The following is a 20,364-nucleotide window of genomic DNA, read 5'->3' as shown; positions in this document are numbered from 1 at the left end:
ATTATCCGTAAATAGCGGGATTAAAAAATAAAAATTCATATGCTTGTTTTTTTGTTACAATAAAGGAAAGTTACTTTTCGCAACGGTTTAACTCTCAGGAAAAATGATATATCTAGCAAAAACGTAGTTTGGTCGATATAATGCAACTTCTACCTATAAAAAGAACATGCACCCTTTACATACAACATCATTTTTCTAAATTATACAGGGGGAACGAACATGACCATTGAAAATCAATTTATCCAAAAGGTTTACTATAAAACATTTTTAACAGAAGAAACTTCTACTCCAGTATCGGAAGTACTCGGTGAAGCATATATAAATGAATCTACAAACGAATTCTCCAACATTTCTAATATCCGCTTTGCTCAAGGTGAATTTTATTACCAAAATAAAGACTTTGAAGCAGCAATATTTAAATGGGAGAAAGTAAATAACGAACTTGCACTTTGGGCAACCAAAAATATTGCAGATTCTTATTTTGAATTAGGATTCTTGCCAAAAGCAGAAGAAATTTATCAATCTATCCAAACGGAAGATACAACTCTTACAATGGAAGTTTCCTTACAACTTCTTTCTCTTTATATCGAACAAGATCGTTTAGGTCTAGCATTTAAGACGATTAGTGAGGCTGTTGCATTTCAACCTGACTATCCAAATATTACCGCAATTGCTCGCTCATTCTATGAAAAACAAGAAGATTGGAATAACGCCATCGAACTTGCCGTTCAAGAAGGAATTCGAACAAAATCATTACACTGGTTCGATACTTTAATCAATTATGTGAATCAAGGATTCACGAAACAAATCAAACCAGAATATTTCTATGAATCTTTAAAAGCTTTATATGCGATTGATCAAGTCCAATTTAAAGAACTTGTTATTGCGCTTTGGAACAGCTATCAAAATGAAAACTTGCATCTACCTTGGATTCAAACAATAAATCATTTATTCTTACATATTGAAACAGATAACAATGACGATTGGCATGAAATTGTTGAACGCTACCAAGATACGTACTTTGAATTAATTACTGGTGAACATTTCATGCATGAAATGCAGGGACTTGTACCAGATTTATTAACAAATTGGTTTAGTTTAACGAAAGCAAAAGATGCCCTATTTGTCTCTGCTGCAGTGTTAGCATGGAATGAAGTTTCACCTACAACTTTAGAGTCATTACTTGTAAAAAGTGCGGGAGCCCTACTCTCTAATTCAACAGCTGAAAAAAATGTAAATCTGGAAACCGTTTCTCATTTATTCGAAACAATTGCTGTATGGGCTGAAAAAAATGATGTGGATTTAAGTCATCAATTTACGTTACTTGTTCATGAACTATGTGATTTAAATGTTACACAATTACTAATAGCGGGAACTAGTGACCATGATAAGTCATCATTCATCAATTCAATATTAGGAGAGAACATCTTAACTGAGACTGTAACAACTCCTATTCTATTTAAAGATGATAGCAAAACTGAAATAACAGAATTCACTGCGTTAGATGTACACAATATACCGAACTTTGATGAATTCCATCAAATAATGGCTACACCTTCCGAGTCAGAACTTGAGAAGAAGTGTATAGAAATTAAGTTACCAAGTAGATTTTTAAGAAAGAATAAATTTGCATTCCTTGTTACGCCATCTGTTCAAGGGCAAGTGGATAAAAACAGCTCGTATTTTGAATACTTACAAGCAGCAGATAGCCTTATTTACGTATTAAATTCTGCTTCACCATTGCATGGTGAAGAGCTTGATACATTACTTTATTTACGTGAACAAGTGCCAAACTTACAAATTCATTTCGTATTACACACAAATAGTGCGGCCAATAATGAAAAACTAATGAGTAAGATTAAGGTCCATTTCCCAAATGCAAAGTTCTTCCCATACTCTCCTTCACAAGAGAGTAGCCAGCAACTTGGAGACGTGACAGAGTCTATTCTTGCTAATCTAGCTGAACGCGACATAGAACAAGAACGTATAAAAAAACTAATATGGTTTACGCAAAAAACAATCGCATACCTTGTAAATGAACGTGTGGAATTAGAAAATACATTAGTGAAATCAGTACGCTGGAATAAACATATCTCAGTAAAACTAAACGGATTTATTAACAATCTTACTGCTCTTGAAAAAGATAAAATCCGTTCTATTACAGAATCTTATCTTTTAACGAAAGAAGAAATCACACGAGATATCCATTCTCAAATTCCTGAATTATTACAGAGCTGTTCTGATCTTGTTCAAGAAGATAGTGATTTCAAATTAGTTCATGAGGAATTAAATGCTGCAATGAACGAACGAATTCAAAAACATGTACAGCAAGTGCTTCTTCCTAAATTTACTGGGTTTATTCAAGAGTGGATTGAAACAGCGCATAATGAATTTATTCAAGCTCAATCTTATTTAGATGAAATGAGTGAAACGTTTAATAAATTATATAAAGAAGAACGCATGAAACTTCCTTGCGATTTCAAATTACTAGATGATTGGCATCGAGATGTTGTACGTATGACAAATCGAATTACAGTATCGAACATCAATATTTTATTACGCTTTACACCAACACAATTTTTCTTAAAGAGTGCGGGAAAACTATTTGGTAACATGCAAAAAAATCAATCTATGCTTGCAAACAAATATAAACAATACATTGAAACGGAAGATTATACGGAAATTGCTCAAACAATCTCAAAACAATTCTTCCTTCAATTTGAAGTATTTGAAGGCGCATTAGAACGAGATATCATGATGTTCTTTAAAGATCCACTTAGCATACTGAAACAAAATGTAGAATCAGCTCAACTTGAAATACAGGAAGACGAGCAAACATTAGCAACGTTAAGAAGCAACCCAGAAACTTATCACGATCCGTTAGCATTCTTTAAACTGCAACTATTGCAGCACAAATTCGTTTTAAGTACGAACAAAAATAATGAAGATGCCTATGAATTTAATGAGTCTCCTACGATTTAACATAAAGTGAAACTTTAATCAGTGGGGGGGTCTTCATCCGCCACTGATTATTAGTTGAACCAATTAAAGCGGGATAAAAAACCAAGCAAACTAAAATTTGCTTGGTTTTTTACATTAATTCATTATTTTCATATGTTCAAATGGATAATAAATTGCAGCTAATTCACCTAACACATCAGCTTTATCAATAAGTCCTAAACCATTTCTACTATCTCTACTTATTAAACGGTTATCTCCCATAACAAAAATCTTATTTGTAGGAATTGTAATCGGTCCAAAGTCCTCTGTTAAATTCATAAGTTTTTTTTCAGCTTGTTTTTTATTACTATACAAATACGCTTCCTCTATCACTTCATGATTCACATATAATTGATCATTTCTCACCTCAATGACATCGCCAGGCAAACCAATAACCCTTTTCACATAAAAATTATCCGTCTTCACAACAATAATATCTTCTCTCCCATAGCTTTCAAATTGCTTTGCCAACTTATTTACAATCACCTTATCCCCATCTTGTAACGTTGGCTTCATGGACGCTCCTTTTACAGTCGTAGGAAAAAACACGAAAATTTTCGCCAAAAACACCAACAAACATGCAATTGCAATTGTTCCAAAGAATTCACGCCAACGTTTTTTCTTTTGCATCATTCCACCATCTCATCATCTTTTTACTTTTATTATAAGGACTTCAACCATCTAATTTCCACAAAATTCTGAATTATAAAATTAGAATATTATAAACTTAGAATAATACCCCATAAACTTCTTATTTTATATACTATAATTTATATTTATCTCACTATGTGTCAGCAGTAAAACTCCATCTCAAAAATCGGCTGAAATAAAATAGTAAAAAAGATACTCTCAAAATAGTCTATCTACTATTTTTGAGAGTATCTTTTTATATTCCCACATATACAATACACATTTGAGCCGCTACATATGTAAACCAAATCCAAAGTGGTTCATATTTTAATTTGCGTCCTCCAATATCTGTCACGCCTATAATAAAATCAGAAATCACAAATAGTAAACCACCAAAAGCCGGTATCCACCATATTCCTGTATTCTCATAGTATAAGGCGAATGCAAAGCAAGCCATTCCTCCAACCCACAGTCCGTAAATTAGAGCTCCTATCGTAAATAATTTATCTTGTTTATCATTTCGTATAAAAAAGAACCATCCTATAATGAGAAAGAGTCCGTATACGAGTAAACCAATCCAAAAACCATTCCATGAGATGCCTGTTTGCAAAAATGCTTTTACATAAAAACAATGTGCAAGAGCGAAAGTAATCATCCCTCCAATTAACCTGTGACCAATTGGAATCAAACCTGCCATAAATAAATCTCCTACAGTTGATAACGTCATACCTAGTGCAACCCACGTACTATACTCCACTGATGGATCTTGTAACCATATCCAAATTGCACTTGCTGTTAAAGAAAAACTAAGAATAAGACGCACCGCTAAAGGTAACGGCATATTATTTCTTGTCTTTTTTGTCTGTCCTATTGCATACATTGCACCAATTAAAAAAAGAATGATTTGCCCAATTAACACCATGTAAAGTAGATTCATAACATGTTCTCCTCAATAAATGCTTTTTGTATCTTTTTTCGTTATACCTAGTCTATTATCCTTTTTCTATATAAAAAAGAAGAACAGTACTGTTCTTCCATTGTAATCGTTTTCCTGTTATTTATGCTACTTTTTTTTCTTGCTCCATTTTCTGCTTAGCTGGCGTACCATTCACCACGATAATTCCCGCGGCTACACATGCTAAACCGAATAATACAAATGAATGAATTGCTTCTCCTAAAATCATGCTTGATAATAACACACCAAAGACGGGTATAAAGAACATGTACATTGATACTTTTCCAACTTTGTTGTACTTCATAATTGTATTCCAAATACAAAAGCCTGCTGCGGATAAGAAAGATAAGTAGATAAGCATAAGTATTGCATGTATACTAAATGTAAATGGCATGACTCCAACTTGCAAAGCCCCTATACATAATAACCCGATAGAACCAAAAATCATTTGGTATGCTGTCATATAGCCAACATCTAATGTTTTGCTACCTTCTTTCGCCAATATGTTTCCATATGAATACAACATTGCTGCACTAAGAAGTAATAAGCTACCGATTCCGAAATGGAATGACAGACTACCATCACTCGGTACATTTACTAAAATGACACCACAAAAGCCGATAGAGACCCCAATTATTTTTCTCATATTGAGAGCGTCATCTTTATATAAAAAGTGAGCAAGTAAAATTTGAAAGAATGATGATGTTCCTGAAATGATAGCTCCTTCAATACCAGAACTATAACTCATTCCAATATAAAAACATATATATTGAAGAAATGTTTGAAATAAACCAATTTGTACTAACTGCTTCCCCGTTCCTTTTTTGAAGCTCATATCTTTTCCTAACACTTTAAAGAATAATAAGAGCATGACTCCAGATAAAAAGAAACGATAACCAGCAAATAATATTTGCTCCCCAACTTCTTGTGGCTGAATTCCAAGTTCAGCATAACTTAATTTAATAAAAGGGAATGCGCTCCCCCATAAAAAAGTCGCTACTATTGCTGCAATCAGTACGCCAATCGGATGGGTAAAAAATTTCTCTGTCTTCACTTGTTGTCTTCCTTTCCGATCTTTTTATGAACAATATTCATATATACCAAAGGAAGTGTGAAAACACAAGTTTTCAGTTTATAAGCAAACAAAAACATACCATCTAATAAAAACATATGCTATACTATAGAATAATTACAACATAATAACTATTAAAATCAGATTCAACAGAAATGCTGCTATCCAATATGGATGGCAGCTTTCGTCGTTTTATAGGGGTTTCGATTTTGATTCTTTTTCTCAATAAGAATTTGGAAGGAGCGAGTAGTAATGAACTCAGAAGTAAAAACATTACAAGTACAAAAGTCTATTTCTCATCCCTCTTTATGGGATACATTAAAGAAACATTATGAGCTTATCTTTGCAATCGCATCTGGTATTTTCATTTTAGCTGGTTGGTTATTCACAAAGAACGATGTAATGAATGCAGGCATTACTTGCTATATCCTTGCTTATATAGTTGGTGGCTATGCAAAAGCAAAAGAAGGTATTGAAGATACAATTGAAGAGAAAGAGCTAAATGTCGAAATGCTTATGCTCTTTGCTGCTATCGGTGCTGCAATCATTGGCTACTGGGCAGAAGGCGCGATTTTAATCTTCATCTTCGCACTAAGCGGTGCAATGGAATCTTATACATTAAGTAAAAGTCAAAAGGAAATTTCAGCGCTTCTTGATTTACAACCTGAAGAAGCATTACGTATTTCAAATGGAACCGAGGAACGTGTTCCTGTTGGACGATTACAAATTAACGACATTATTTTAATTAAGCCAGGTGAGCGTGTTCCTGCTGACGGTACGATTCATAACGGTGAAACAAATATCGATGAAGCTGCTATTACAGGGGAACCTATTCCGAATGAGAAAAAATTCGGTGATGAAGTATTTGCCGGTACTGTAAATTTACGCGGTGCTATCGAAGTTACAATTACGAAACCGAGCGATCAAACATTATTCCAAAAGATTATCCGTCTCGTCCAAAGTGCACAAAGCGAAAAATCACCATCACAACTATTCATCGAAAAGTTTGAAGGAACATACGTAAAAGGGGTACTACTCGTTGTTGCGCTTATGATGTTCGTTCCTCATTTCTTACTGGACTGGAGCTGGAATGAAACGTTTTATCGCGCTATGATCTTACTTGTAGTCGCATCTCCTTGTGCACTCGTTGCTGCCATTACACCAGCAACGTTATCTGCAATTTCTAACGGTGCAAGAAATGGAATTCTCTTCAAAGGTGGCATACATTTAGAACGCCTCGCTTCCGTAAAAGCGATCGCCTTTGATAAAACAGGAACATTAACACAAGGAAAACCTACGGTAACAGATGTATATGTTCGAGAAAATATGACAGAAAAAGAAGTACTTTCGATTACAGCAGCAATTGAAAGTCACTCTACACATCCTTTAGCTGAATCTATTGTTAAATATGCACAACATGTGCATGACATTACATTAAAAAAACCAGAAAATGTTGAAGATGTAACTGGCTTTGGGCTAAAAGGAATATTCGAAAGCAAAGCTTATAAAATAGGTAAAGCTGATTTTATCGGTGATGAAACAAAGACATTTCATAATGGTATTTCTGCCTCACTTGAAAAAGAAGGTAAAACTGTCGTTTATATTAGTGATGAAGAAGGTATTCTTGGACTTATCGCTTTAAAAGATACACTTCGCCAAGAAACAATAGCTGCTATTCGCGAACTACAAAGCATCGGTGTCGAGGCAATTATGATTACTGGAGATAATGAAGAAACGGCAAAAGCTATTGCCTCTGAAAGTAATATAAAAGAATATTACGCATCATGCTTACCAGAAACAAAAGTTGAAACGATTAAAAAGCTAAAAGCAAAATATGGGACAGTAGCAATGGTCGGAGATGGCATAAATGATGCCCCTGCACTCGCTACTGCTAGCATTGGTGTAGCAATGGGAGAAGGAACAGATGTAGCTTTAGAAACTGCAGACGTTGTACTTATGAAGAACGAATTATCTCGCCTTTCCCAAGCAATTCGTTTATCCAAACGAATGAACCGTATTGTAAAACAAAACGTAATTTTTTCACTAGCTGTAATTGCAATGCTGATTTGTTCAAACTTCTTACAAATTTTAGCTCTTCCATTCGGTGTTATTGGGCATGAAGGAAGTACGATTCTTGTCATTTTAAATGGCTTACGATTATTAAAAGGAAACAAATAAAAGCGGGTCCCTCATAGAGGACCCGTTTTTTTAATGGTAGCTATTATGCCCGTTCGCACTACTACTCGTTTTATGCTTTGGATGCGAACTGCTCTTTTGTTTATTGTTATTTTTGTTGTTGTGATTCTTTTTATTATTACTCATGAAATATCCCCCCTGTTCCCTATTATTATGGAACAAGAGCTCACTTTTCATTACGGGAATTATTGTCACCCGTCCTATAATGATGGAGTAAACCATTAATTTCACCGCCAAGTAAAATTACCCATCCAGTCAAGTAAAACCATAACATTAAAATAATAATACCACCGAGACCACCATATGTATTGGCGTAATTCGCAAACTTATCTACATAATAAGCAAATGAGTACGATACCACAATCCATCCTACAGTAGCAAATGTTGCTCCTGAAATGACTTCTCTTCTTTTTAACTTTCGATCTGGTGCAAATGTATATAAAAAACTAAACAATGCGAATAAAACAAAGAAACTCGCTACTAATCGCATAATACTCCACACGTAAGAAAAACTATCCGATAACCCAATTGCTTTAAATACCGCTGCTCCAATCACTTGTCCAAACACTGGAACAATTAGCGCAAACACAATCATAAAAATAATCGCTAATGTAAACACAATTGATAAAGCTCTCGTTTTAATAAAGGAACGTGTTTCTGTTACATCATACGCACGATTAAAAGCATTCATAACCGCATTTACCCCGTTTGAAGCAAACCACAGCATTGATAATAAACCAAATGATAATAAACCACCATTTTGCTCATTTACAACTTTATCAACGTTTACTTCAATTAAAGACATTGCATCTTCGGGTACGTACGGTTCTAATAAGTTGAGCACACTTTCTGTTTGAAGGTCAATGAATCCAAGAAGCGTAATTAAGAAAACAAGCCCAGGAAAAATCGCAAGCAAGAAGAAATAAGCGAGCTGTGCTGCCAAGCCCGCTACATCATCGCGCATCGTCCGGTCATACAAATCTTTACCAAACGAATAAGTACGATTTCTTCTCACCTTTTCTAAAATTTTTCTCATATATGTTTAAACGCTTTTCTTCTCTTCTTTATCTTGCTTCAACTCAATGTACGCTTCAGTTTTTTTTTCCTCTGCATTTGAGTCTTTCATAAATAGTTCACGCGCTTCTTTCATACCGCCCTCTTCAGCAACTACTGGCTCTTCTTCTGCTTTCAGCTCATCTACCTTTGAAGATACAGCTTGAATTTCAATCGTTTCTGGCTTCTCTGCTGGCTCAACCTTTTTCTTACTAAAAATTTCTTTCGTTTCTTTTAACGTCTCTACAACAGACGGCGTCAATTTTTTAATTTCTGCTACTTTCGCTTTTACTACATTGAAGTCAGCGAGTTCGCGCCCTTTATCTGTAACAGTTTGCACTTTTTCTTTTATCTTCGCATTTTCACCGATTTCAATCATCTTTGTTTTTGCTTTTTCAGCAGTATTTTTTACCTTTTCACGGTTTTCCTTCTTCAACATAGATACAGCTACACCTGCAGCTACACCAATCGCAATGTTTCGAGCAATATTATTTTTCTTTGCCATATTCCTTCACCCTTTCATTTCTTATGTTAGAAAGTATTTCTTTCTAAGCTTCCTCATATTCCTTGTTCATTTCGAATGAAAGCTAATAGCTTTGCACACCCTTCTGTTACAAGGTCATATACTTCTTGGAAATTCCCTGTATAGTAAGGGTCGGGAACGTCTGTCCAGCCACCGTCTGGAACAAAATCGGACAGTCTGCCAATATAGCCTCCAGTTTTACCTAAACTTTTTAAATCTGCTATATTCTTGTTGTCCATGGCAATAATATAATCAAACTTTGTTAAGTCTTCTTTTTCTACTTGCCTTGCTTTAATTCCTTCAAAAGTGACTGCATTTTCTTTTAAAATTTTTTGTGTTCCTTTATGTGGCGGATGGCCAACATGCCAATCTCCAGTTCCTGCAGAATCAATGACAATTTTCTCCTCGAGTCCCTCTTTTACGACAAGATCTCGAAAAATTGCTTCTGCCATCGGTGAACGGCAAATGTTCCCAAGACAAACAAACAATACTTGAATCATATTTTTGTTCTTCCCTTCTTGGTGCATTTCTTTATATATACTTATAGTATAAACAACCAATTATTAATTATAAAGGAAATCCCTACTAATTTAATAGGATTGAAAAGATTCATTAACGAAAATGATAAAAAATGTTAAGATATCCTTATGTTATTTTAAAGGGGGACACTTCGGTGGATTTATCCGTAAAGTCAGAAGAAAACGTTGAATATATGGTCGAAGCTATTAAAGAAAAATTACGTATGGTTAATGCTGGAGCGATGAGAGCTGCTAGCTTTAATGAAGAAATGTACGAAGACTTACGTGACATTTATGAGCATGTTATGAAACGTGAAACATTCAGCATCAGTGAAATGCAAGCTATTACAGAAGAATTAGGTACATTAATTAAAAAGTAAAAAAAGCCTCGTTTATATGAGGCTTTTTTTTATTTCCAACAAATTCATGACAACTCTTCTCTTTCCCTCAACCAACTGTAAAATACTGTACAATGGAAGTAGAACCTCACCTTAGATTTTTTCTCCATACATACTACTCACAAATAATAGCAACACTACCATTGCTAACTGTTTTTACTGGAGGTGCTTACTTATGAGCAATTGGTACAGTAAGACGAAAAATCAAACATTAATCGACTTAGAAACAAACGAACAACACGGTTTAACAGATGAAATCGTAAATGAACGTTTAAAGCAATACGGTTTTAATGAATTAGCTACAAAACAAAAACGCACTTTATGGCAGCGTATTTTCGCCCAAATTAATGACATCCTCGTATATGTCCTTATTATTGCTGCTCTTATTTCAGCCTTTGTAGGTGAATGGGCTGATGCAAGTATTATTGCGCTCGTTGTAGTTTTAAACGCTGTTATTGGCGTCGTCCAAGAATCAAAAGCAGAACAAGCTTTAGAGGCATTGAAAAAGATGGCGACACCTAAAGCTATCGTCAAGCGAAATGGTGAACTAAAAGAAATTCCATCTGAGCACGTCGTTCCAGGTGATATCGTTATGCTCGACGCCGGACGATATATCCCATGCGATTTACGCCTAATCGAAACCGCAAATTTAAAAGTTGAAGAATCTGCTCTAACTGGTGAATCTGTCCCTGTTGATAAAGATGCAATTTACCACCCTTCCATGCAAAGTGAAGAACAAGTACCACTTGGTGATCAAAAAAACATGGCCTTTATGTCTACTCTTGTAACATATGGAAGAGGCGTCGGTGTCGCTGTTGAAACTGGAATGAACTCACAAATTGGTAAGATTGCTACCCTTTTACATGAAGCAGACGATGATATGACACCACTTCAAAAAAGCTTGGCACAAGTCGGAAAGTATTTAGGCTTTGTCGCTGTAGCTATTTGTATCGTTATGTTTCTCATCGGCTTTTTACAAGGCCGGGATACGTTAGAAATGTTTATGACTGCTATTAGTTTAGCCGTTGCAGCTATTCCAGAAGGGTTGCCAGCTATCGTTTCCATCGTTCTTGCAATTGGTGTACAGCGCATGATTAAACAAAATGTTATCATTCGGAAACTACCAGCTGTTGAAGCTCTCGGTTCTGTCACAATTATTTGCTCAGATAAAACAGGTACGTTAACACAGAATAAAATGACCGTTACTCACTTTTATAGCGATAACACATACGATCACTTAGAAAATTTAAATGTAAATAACGATGCGCAACGTCTATTGTTAGAAAATATGGTGCTATGTAATGATGCATCTTACAATAATGACTCACAAACCGGAGACCCGACTGAAATTGCGCTTCTCGTTGCTGGAAGTACTTTTAACATGCAAAAAAATCATTTAGAAAAGTTACATGAACGCATTAACGAGCTGCCTTTCGATTCAGATCGTAAAATGATGTCAACCGTGCATACATACAATGAAAACTACTATAGCATGACGAAAGGTGCTATTGATAAACTCTTACCTCGATGTACCCACATATTTAAAAACGGTAAAATCGAGGTTCTAACAGATGTTGATAAAAATCAAATATTAGAAGCTGCCGGGGCAATGTCTCAAGAGGCTTTAAGGGTACTTTCATTCGCGTTTAAACAATATAATTCAAACGATATGGATATAGATCATCTTGAAGGAAGCCTCATCTTTATTGGTCTTGTCGGTATGATTGATCCACCGCGAACTGAAGTAAAAGATTCCATTACAGAATGTAAAAAAGCCGGTATTCGCACAGTTATGATTACTGGTGACCATAAAGATACCGCCTTTGCAATCGCCAAAGAACTTGGCATTGCTACAGACATATCTGAAATTATGATTGGAACTGAATTAGATAACATTTCAGATACAGAGCTAGCAAGCAAAATTAATCACTTAAATGTATTCGCCAGGGTCTCTCCAGAGCATAAAGTGAAAATTGTAAAGGCATTACGCGCAAAAGGAAATATCGTTTCTATGACTGGTGATGGCGTCAATGACGCTCCATCTTTAAAACAAGCAGATGTTGGCGTAGCGATGGGCATTACAGGAACAGACGTTGCAAAAGGGGCTGCGGATGTCGTGTTAACAGATGATAATTTCTCATCTATCGTGAAAGCTGTTGAGGAAGGTAGAAATATTTATCGGAACATAAAAAAATCAATCCTCTTCCTACTCTCTTGTAACTTTGGAGAAATTATCGCTTTATTTTTAGCCATTTTACTCGGCTGGGCAACACCACTACGACCTATTCACATTTTGTGGGTGAATTTAATTACAGATACACTACCTGCATTATCACTTGGGGTTGATCCTGAGGATCCAGATGTGATGAAGGAAAAACCACGACATGCGAAAGAAAGCTTATTTAGTGGTAGTGTTCCTTTTCTTATTTTCAATGGGGTTGTCATTGGGCTTTTAACGTTAATAGCCTTTATCGCCGGAGCAAAATTCTATACTGGTGATACAAATTTATTTCCTCTTTTCCCAGAGCAAATTGATGAGGATGCTCTATTACACGCTCAAACGATGGCATTTGTCGTTCTTAGTTTTTCTCAGCTCGTTCATTCATTTAACTTGCGTTCAAGAACGAAATCCATTTTTTCAATTGGGATTTTTACAAATAAATATTTAGTCTTCTCCCTTCTTATCGGTATTCTTATGCAAGTGTGTATTATCTCCATCCCACCTCTTGCAAATATATTCGGTGTGCATGCATTAACGATGCGAGATTGGGGATTTGTTCTCTTATTAAGTATCATTCCACTTGTTGTGAATGAGATCATTAAATTAGTGAAGAGAAACTAAAAGGCAATGAGGACTCTTCCTCATTGCCTTTTCATTTATCCTTGTAATTCTTTTTTAATGTTCTCAGTTAATGTAGCCATACGTTTGCGACTTTCTTCACGCTCACGTTTATTTTGTTCTTCAATTTGTTGCGTTTCTTGCATACCTCTTGAAATAATGTTCCAAGTTTCCTCAAGTGTTTCCATCTTAATACTAGAAGAACCTGATAATCTCGCCACTTCCACACTTTGCGTTGCAATATTTTGTGCATTTTTCTTAAGTAATTCATTTGTACGGCGATCCAGTTCGGCCATAGAATCTGCAACAAGCTTTTGACGCTTCGCATTTACCGCTTGAATGATACCATTTTTAAAGATAGGAATCGTCGTAATAAATGCTGTATTGATTTTACCAATTAATTTATTATTACCACGTTGTATCATACGAATTTGTGGTGCTGTCAGTAACGCAACCATACGTGCTTTTTCTAAATCATCAATACGCTGTTCTAAAATTTCAACAGAGTTTTTAAGTGACTCTAATTCAATACCTGCTAATTGGTCATTGTTACGTACACGCTCTTCATACATCGGAACTAGTTCTGTATTTAAACGCTCTAATAACATTTCCCCTGCTACTACATATTTTTCTAAGTCTAAGTAATATTTTAAGTTTTGCTCATATAAACCGTCTAACGTACCAATTGATTTTTTCATTTCATCTTGATACTTCGTAATTTCCACATATACTTTATCAATTTCACGGCCCATCGTTTGGTACTTACTAAAGATTTGTTCAATCATTTTATCCGCTTTTTTGAACATACGTGAGAAGAAACCACTTTTCTCTTCCGCAAAGTCTTTGCTATCGAATCGGTCCATAATTTTACCAAGTTGTTTTAATAATTCACCCGAATCTTCTATTTTTGATAATGACATTGTATGTAAAATTTGATCAGCAAAACGTGAAATTTCCATAGAAGGTTCTTTTCCAAGCTCGATTAATTCTAACTGATCTTTAATATCTACTGCATTATAAATACGTTGTACTTCTGCATCTTGTCTAAGTTGTAAACGAACATCTTGTGCTGTTTGCTCATTTAATTCTGTTTTCGAATCTAGTACGACTGGGTTATTCATATGGTATTCTCCCTTTCCTTATAAAAATGGACGAAATAGTCCTTTTATTGTTTGTGATAAATTTTTATAGGCTGATGAACCATGAAACTCAAGATCGAAATTAACTTCTTCAAGCCAATGTGAATCAAATGCTGCTGCATCAATATACGGTTCAATATCATTTCTTCCCGTTGGATTGAAGTGGAACACATCTACTCCTATTTGATTTAAAAATAGTAATAAAACAGCATCAGAACGAGTTAATTCTCCACTCTTCTCATTATTAAATATAACAATTTTCGGTACATCTTGTGAATAATCAAATTTCTCAAGCTGTTCTAAAATATTTGGTGGTATTTGAGAAAGTTGCGCGAAAACATATAGCGCTACATCTTGTTTCGTCTCTTTTGCAATTGGTTTACACATTTCACTTTCGCACGCATGAATGATCGCCTCTGCAATACCATGTTGTAATCCTTCTGGCAATCTTTTATGTGGCCACCAATGACTGTTCATAATTAAATCTGGATGTAATTTCCCCCCGCGGTCTAAAGCATCTCGGTAATGATATTGGAAATTTGCTTTTTGTTCTTTCGTAAATGGGAATGTATTAATTAATAAACTGTTATCAAACGATGTAACAGCCTTTAATCGCTGAAAATACTCTTTATCATTTTTTGAAACACCTGATATTTTCGCAAATAAAGAAGGGATATAAATGTGTTTATTCTCAACAAAGAATGTCGGACGTACAAATGCCTTTTCTTTCGTAATTAAAAAGAGTTCATCATACGTTGTTTTGAGCGTACGAGCTACAGGCGTATAGGAACGGAATTGCCACGGCTTGTATAGCAGTGAATTATCGTGGTGAAGTACTTGCTCAATTTCTTTTGAAGCTTGATATGCTACTGTTGCAACTCGCTCACGGCGGCGATCTGGAAACGGCTCAAGAGAAATCCGACTTGGATGAGACACGACAAAACTTCTTCCTTCCTCATCAACATTCTCAAATCCATCTTTTCCTTCTGGGTGATAATAAAGTACATCGCAGCCGAGCATAATAAGAAAGTATAAGAAATATATACGACTTTCCTGTGCATCACCGTACCAAACGATACGCGGCATTTGTTTCTTATAATTAATCGTAGAGAACCACTTCGCTACGTAATTTTCACTTAACTTAATCATATCGATTAAGAAACGACGGAATCCTTCTGTTTTTAATGATTGGTTATGTTGTTTTTCATACAATTTCAATACAGAAATAAACATCGTATGTATATAATGCTGTAAGTCAGGATTGTCTACTTGTGGTAAGAGTTGTTTTCCAGACAAATGGGCTACAAGCCTATTTACTGTAAGTCCATTCGGTGCTTCTTGATGTAATGTAAAAACATCTTGAATATGGCGCAGTTTTTCGGGATCAATCACCTTATTTAAATTTTGTTCATGCAAAACCTCAATCCCTTTTACTTCACTATAATCAAATAGCTCATTGAAATATTCATCTACATCATTAGGAACACCAAGAATACGAGTTGCTATATAACTAAACTTCATCTCATTCTCTGTCAGTTCATATTGTGGGCGTTTTTCTAAAAGTGCTTCAAATTGCTTTAAATCTGATTCGTCTTTTAATGCATATGGTTGAAGTGTAAAACGTGAAAACACAACAGTTCACCTCCAAAAACATTTACTTTTTTTATAAAGTCTCTCTTCTATTATAAACTATTTTTGATTATAAAAAATGGGCGCTCGCATAACGAGCAAACCCATTTCAATTATTTATGATTATTTTTAGTAGCTGCAACTTCTTCTTTAGCTTGTCCAGAATTCTTCATGTAGTGAAGTATAAACGTTGCTCCAAATGCTACAACTAAAATAATAAAGAATAGCGTATGGCTTACTTCAATATGAATAACAGACAATAACATTTTTGCTGCAATAATTAAGATTAAAATATATGCTGTCGTTTCAAGTTCTGGAATACGCTCTAACAATTTTAAGAATACACCAGCGATACCGCGCATCATTAAAATACCGAGCATTCCACCTAATAATAAAATCCAAACTTGATTTGATACACCAAATGCAGCAAGTACGCTATCTACAGAGAACGCGATATCCATTAATTCAACCATCGCAACTGTTCCCCAGAAGACACCAAACATTCTGAAGAGAATACTGTTTTGGTTCATACCATGAGCTTCTTCTTCTTCTGCATTACCTTTTCGTTTATCAATGAAGTATTTAACTGAAAGCCATGCTAAGTAAAGTGCACCTAACACTTTTACCCATGCTAATTTAATTAAGAACATTCCAATTCCAATTGCGATAAATCGAAATACATAAGCTCCAATAAGTCCATAGAATAATGCTTTTTTACGTTTTTCTTCCGGAAGGTGTTTTACCATTACTGCTAATACAAGTGCGTTATCAGCAGATAACAATCCTTCAAGTACAACAAGTGTACCTATTAATCCCCAAGATACTGGATCTTGCAACACTTTAATCCACATGTCCAAGTCGAAAAACTGAGCATACGTATCAAGGATTCCTTGCAAAATACTCATCTTACCTATATCCCCTATTCTTTGCTAGATTTATAGAAAGGTCAAAAAAAGGAAACGAATATCGTTTCCTTTCTATGCATCCAAGCCATACGCTCTTACAAGCGCGCCTAAGCCACCTTGGAAACCGCTTCCTACTGCATTAAACTTCCACTGTCCATTATGACGGTATAATTCACAAAAGACAACTGCTGTTTCGATGGAGAAATCTTCCCCTAAATCAAAACGAAGAACTTCTTCATTCGTTTCTTCATTTGCTAAACGAACGAATGCGTTTCCTACTTGTCCAAAGTTTTGACTACGGCCTTCTCCATCATAAATTGTAACTGTAATAGCAATTTTGTGCACATCTGCTGGAACTTTCTTCAGGTCCACAACAAGTTGTTCATCATCGCCTTCACCTTCACCTGTGCGGTTATCCCCTGTATGTAGAACAGATCCGCAAGGGGACTGTAAATTATTATAGAAAATAAAATCAGTTTCCTTCGTACATTTTCCATTGGCATCTAATAGGAATGCTGATGCATCTAAATCGAAATCTGATCCACCGTCATAAGATTTAATGTCCCACCCAAGACCAATTACTGCTTTTGTTAAACCTGGGCTTGTCTTACCTAAATCAATCTTCTGTCCTTTTTGCAATTGAATAACCATTTATATTCACCTCTATAATTTAATTTTTAAAAATAAATCCATCAGTAAACATACGTTTCACTGATGGATTTATTAATCTATTACTCTACATCTAAACCAAAGTTATTACATAGAGACGCTAATCCACCTTGGAATCCACTTCCGATTGCATTGAACTTCCAGTCACCTGCATGACGGTATAATTCACCTACTACAACAGCTGTTTCAATAGAGAAATCTTCTCCTAAGTCGTAACGAATTAACTCTGCATTCTTTTCTTCATCTAAAATGCGTACGAAAGAGTTAGAAACTTGTCCGAAGTTTTGGCTACGACCTTCTCCATCGTAAATTGTAATTGTAAAACAAATACGTTCGATATGTGCAGGTACATTTTTCAAATCTACTTTAATCGATTCATCATCGCCTTCACCTTCACCAGTTCGGTTATCTCCTAAATGCTCTACAGCGCCATTCGCACCTTTTGGGTTATTATAGAAGACGAAATCCTCTGCACCTGAAACTTTACCGTTAGCACCTACTAAGAAAATACTAACATCTAAATCGAAATCATTTTGTCCATCATAACGATTCGTATCCCAACCAAGTCCTACAAGAACTTTCGAAAGACCTGGATTCGTTTTTGTTAAGTCGACCTTTTGTCCTTTTTTCAATGAAATTGATGCCATATACAATTCCTCCTCGGTTTATTTTATTGATAACGTGATACAATCTCACTTAAGTTTTTATCTTGTGTGCCTTCTCCAACAGCTGAAAACTTCCATTCACTTCCGTGACGATACATTTCTCCTGCAATTAGAGTCGTTTTGCCAGCATAATTATCCGATAAATTATAGCGTGCTAATTCTTCACCAGTTTGCGGGTTTTGAATACGAATATATGCATTACGAATCATCCCGAAATCTTGACGACGATTTACACAGTCATAAATATTTACAACGAATACTAAACGATTAATACGGCTCGGAACTTTATGTAATTCTACGAAAATTGTTTCGTCATCACCAGCGCCTTCACCTGTTAAATTATCTCCTGAATGAATCATACTACCACAAGTAGAAAGCTTGTTTCCGAAGTAAACCAAATCGTTTTTGTTTACAAAACGATCCCCTTCTAACATAACAACAGATGCATCACAATCTACATTTGGTTTACTTCCAAATAATGAAGACAGAAACCCACCTGATTGCCCAATTGGATCCCAGCCTAAGCCAACCTGTAGTTTTGCTACTTTTGGTTGTCCTTTCGTTAAATCGATCTTTTGACCTTTTTCTAAAATAATAGGCATGCAGTTTCTTCCTTTCTACAAAGCATTTTCCAAGGCGGAAAATATTGTATTCTTCCCTTATATTGTAGCATTATTTACCTAGTGATAAAAAGGATAAATTCTCAGTTATATGAAAACATTCATATAACTTACTTATGATGATGTAAGAAGTGGTAAATAGCACCAATCATTCCTGCACAATTACCGTTTTGTGCAAGTTCAATCTCACAATTACTATAAATCTCTTTGTTTAAATATTTTTCTACCTCTTCTTTTACTTCTTTTAAGAACTCATTTCCTCTATCAGTAATTCCTCCACCTATAACGATCATTTCGGGATTAAAAATATAAGCAAGATTACTAATTCCAATCGCTAAATGTTTAAAGAAAACCTCAACCGCTTGCGTAACTTCTCTATCTCCTTTATCATACAGTTCGAAAATCGTTTTTCCATTCCAATCACTTTCACCTTTATATTTTCGCACAAGACGAATTAACCCTGAAATGGAAGCGACCTCTTCAAACTGCTTTCCTTCTATTAACATATTTCCCCATTCACCAGCACTAAAAGAATGTCCCCTGTATAACTCTCCGTCTATAAAAATCGCTCCTCCAATACCAGTTCCGAGAGTAAGCATAATAAAATTTCTTTTTCCGTTTCCAATACCTTTCCACTTCTCACCCAAAGCTGCACAGTTCACATCATTTTCAACGGACACAGGAATTTGTAATACTTCTTGCAATCTATCAATAATAGGAATAGTCGCGTAGTTCGGAATATGCTCTGTCCCTCCCGTTACAACTCCTTTATGAATATTAACAATTCCCGCAGTACTAATGCCAATTCCTGAAATCGTATGTTCATTCATTAATTGTTTGGATAGAAGAATAAGTTTTTGAATGATTTGTTCCCCACCCAAATGAATTTCTGTTAGAACCGTTTTATGCTTTCGTACTGTTCCTGTTTCTGAAACAATTCCATATTTAATTTGTGTACCACCAATATCAAATGCAATATATTCTTTCATCTGCTGTCACTTCCTCTACTGTAATGCGTGTAAAATTCCTACTGCTCTACTATTATAAAGAATTTACACTAACTCTTTTCTCTCTTCAGAAATACACCACCTTTTTCTATATATAGTTTTTTTTGCATAAAACTCTTTTTCCTAAGAAATATTACAAAGGGATGTATTTTAGATGGAATATTAATTTCTTAGGAGGAAAACAATGACGAAAATCTTCATTTTAGCATCAACACTCTCTTTATCTTTTTTTAGCGGTTTAAATATCGGTAATGCAGCAACAGAAAACTTCTCTCCAGCAGCAAACGCAATTGTACAAAATAACGATCATTTAGCCGAAGGTAACTCAAAAGATAATAATAAACCTCCAGGAAACAATGGTTCTCAGGACGATAGTGGTTCTGATGGCAATGGCTCGGGCGGTAGTGGTTCGGGTGGTAACGGTTCCGGCGGCAATGGCTCGGGCAGTAACGGTTCTGATGGCAGTGGTTCGGGTGGTAACGGCTCGGGTGGCAGTGGTTCCGGCAGCAATGGCTCGGGCAGTAACGGCTCTGATGGCAGTGGTTC

Annotated in this window: 17 protein-coding genes and 1 pseudogene; 5 read left to right on the top strand and 13 right to left on the bottom strand. The window is 35.4% G+C overall.

What is annotated here, in order from left to right:
* Positions 1-219 precede the first annotated feature (219 nt).
* On the top strand, positions 220-2,982 hold the full coding sequence (locus tag K5S59_RS16090; protein ID WP_000151443.1) for a tetratricopeptide repeat protein: 2,763 nt from the start codon (positions 220-222) through the stop codon (positions 2,980-2,982).
* A gap of 114 nt (positions 2,983-3,096) precedes the next feature.
* On the opposite strand, the gene lepB is transcribed toward K5S59_RS16090, so the two are convergent.
* From lepB to K5S59_RS16075, 3 genes are all read right to left on the bottom strand, one after another.
* Positions 3,097-3,633 (bottom strand): signal peptidase I, encoded by a 537-nt coding sequence (lepB, locus tag K5S59_RS16085; protein ID WP_098258679.1) that lies wholly within the window; start codon positions 3,631-3,633, stop codon positions 3,097-3,099.
* 253 nt (positions 3,634-3,886) lie between these two features.
* Entirely contained in the window at positions 3,887-4,567 is a 681-nt protein-coding gene (locus tag K5S59_RS16080) for a lysoplasmalogenase (protein WP_001051061.1), read from the bottom strand.
* Between the two features lie 121 nt (positions 4,568-4,688).
* The gene (locus tag K5S59_RS16075; protein WP_120449439.1) at positions 4,689-5,639 is read right to left on the bottom strand and encodes a DMT family transporter; all 951 of its coding nucleotides are present in this window, start codon (positions 5,637-5,639) and stop codon (positions 4,689-4,691) included.
* Positions 5,640-5,909: 270 nt separating this feature from the next.
* On the opposite strand from K5S59_RS16075, the gene K5S59_RS16070 reads away from it, so the two are divergent.
* Positions 5,910-7,835, top strand: a complete 1,926-nt coding sequence (locus K5S59_RS16070; RefSeq protein WP_120449436.1) for a heavy metal translocating P-type ATPase — start codon at positions 5,910-5,912, stop codon at positions 7,833-7,835.
* A 184-nt stretch (positions 7,836-8,019) separates the two neighbouring features.
* On the opposite strand, the gene K5S59_RS16065 is transcribed toward K5S59_RS16070, so the two are convergent.
* The 3 genes from K5S59_RS16065 to K5S59_RS16055 are packed head-to-tail and all read right to left on the bottom strand — an operon-like array spanning position 8,020 to position 9,929.
* The gene (locus K5S59_RS16065; RefSeq protein ID WP_001226525.1) at positions 8,020-8,889 is read right to left on the bottom strand and encodes a YihY/virulence factor BrkB family protein; all 870 of its coding nucleotides are present in this window, start codon (positions 8,887-8,889) and stop codon (positions 8,020-8,022) included.
* A 6-nt stretch (positions 8,890-8,895) separates the two neighbouring features.
* Positions 8,896-9,411 carry a DUF4075 domain-containing protein gene (locus K5S59_RS16060; protein ID WP_001085386.1) on the bottom strand — a complete coding sequence of 172 codons (516 nt, stop codon included), beginning with the start codon at positions 9,409-9,411 and terminating at the stop codon, positions 8,896-8,898.
* A 53-nt stretch (positions 9,412-9,464) separates the two neighbouring features.
* Entirely contained in the window at positions 9,465-9,929 is a 465-nt protein-coding gene (locus K5S59_RS16055) for a low molecular weight protein-tyrosine-phosphatase (RefSeq protein WP_001992473.1), read from the bottom strand.
* A 173-nt stretch (positions 9,930-10,102) separates the two neighbouring features.
* On the opposite strand from K5S59_RS16055, the gene K5S59_RS16050 reads away from it, so the two are divergent.
* Positions 10,103-10,327 carry a DUF1128 domain-containing protein gene (locus tag K5S59_RS16050; protein ID WP_000366197.1) on the top strand — a complete coding sequence of 75 codons (225 nt, stop codon included), beginning with the start codon at positions 10,103-10,105 and terminating at the stop codon, positions 10,325-10,327.
* A gap of 193 nt (positions 10,328-10,520) precedes the next feature.
* Positions 10,521-13,187 carry a cation-translocating P-type ATPase gene (locus K5S59_RS16045; RefSeq protein WP_120449434.1) on the top strand — a complete coding sequence of 889 codons (2,667 nt, stop codon included), beginning with the start codon at positions 10,521-10,523 and terminating at the stop codon, positions 13,185-13,187.
* Between the two features lie 35 nt (positions 13,188-13,222).
* Here the strand turns inward: K5S59_RS16045 and K5S59_RS16040 are convergent, their stop codons facing one another.
* The 7 genes from K5S59_RS16040 to K5S59_RS16010 all read right to left on the bottom strand — a co-directional run bounded on the left by K5S59_RS16040 (position 13,223) and on the right by K5S59_RS16010 (position 19,800).
* Positions 13,223-14,305, bottom strand: coding sequence for a toxic anion resistance protein (locus K5S59_RS16040; RefSeq protein WP_001064416.1), 1,083 nt, complete (start codon positions 14,303-14,305; stop codon positions 13,223-13,225).
* Positions 14,306-14,323: 18 nt separating this feature from the next.
* Entirely contained in the window at positions 14,324-15,955 is a 1,632-nt protein-coding gene (locus K5S59_RS16035; RefSeq protein WP_000492847.1) for a YceG family protein, read from the bottom strand.
* Positions 15,956-16,065: 110 nt separating this feature from the next.
* The gene (locus K5S59_RS16030; protein WP_000025698.1) at positions 16,066-16,857 is read right to left on the bottom strand and encodes a TerC family protein; all 792 of its coding nucleotides are present in this window, start codon (positions 16,855-16,857) and stop codon (positions 16,066-16,068) included.
* A 72-nt stretch (positions 16,858-16,929) separates the two neighbouring features.
* Positions 16,930-17,508, bottom strand: coding sequence for a TerD family protein (locus K5S59_RS16025; RefSeq protein ID WP_000236651.1), 579 nt, complete (start codon positions 17,506-17,508; stop codon positions 16,930-16,932).
* Positions 17,509-17,588: 80 nt separating this feature from the next.
* A complete protein-coding gene (locus tag K5S59_RS16020; RefSeq protein ID WP_000146729.1) occupies positions 17,589-18,173 on the bottom strand; it encodes a TerD family protein in 585 nt (194 codons plus the stop codon).
* Between the two features lie 23 nt (positions 18,174-18,196).
* A complete protein-coding gene (locus tag K5S59_RS16015; protein ID WP_001121594.1) occupies positions 18,197-18,793 on the bottom strand; it encodes a TerD family protein in 597 nt (198 codons plus the stop codon).
* A gap of 128 nt (positions 18,794-18,921) precedes the next feature.
* A complete protein-coding gene (locus K5S59_RS16010; RefSeq protein WP_097844100.1) occupies positions 18,922-19,800 on the bottom strand; it encodes an ROK family protein in 879 nt (292 codons plus the stop codon).
* 202 nt (positions 19,801-20,002) lie between these two features.
* On the opposite strand from K5S59_RS16010, the pseudogene K5S59_RS16005 reads away from it, so the two are divergent.
* Positions 20,003-20,364 (top strand): annotated as a pseudogene (locus K5S59_RS16005) (cell wall anchor protein); the annotation flags it as partial.

It is taken from the genome of Bacillus sp. BML-BC051 (genome assembly GCF_019656175.1).
Taxonomy (GTDB): domain Bacteria; phylum Bacillota; class Bacilli; order Bacillales; family Bacillaceae_G; genus Bacillus_A; species Bacillus_A mobilis.
The sequence above is the reverse complement of the archived record's forward strand: the minus strand, read 5'-3'. Positions and strand labels throughout refer to the sequence as shown.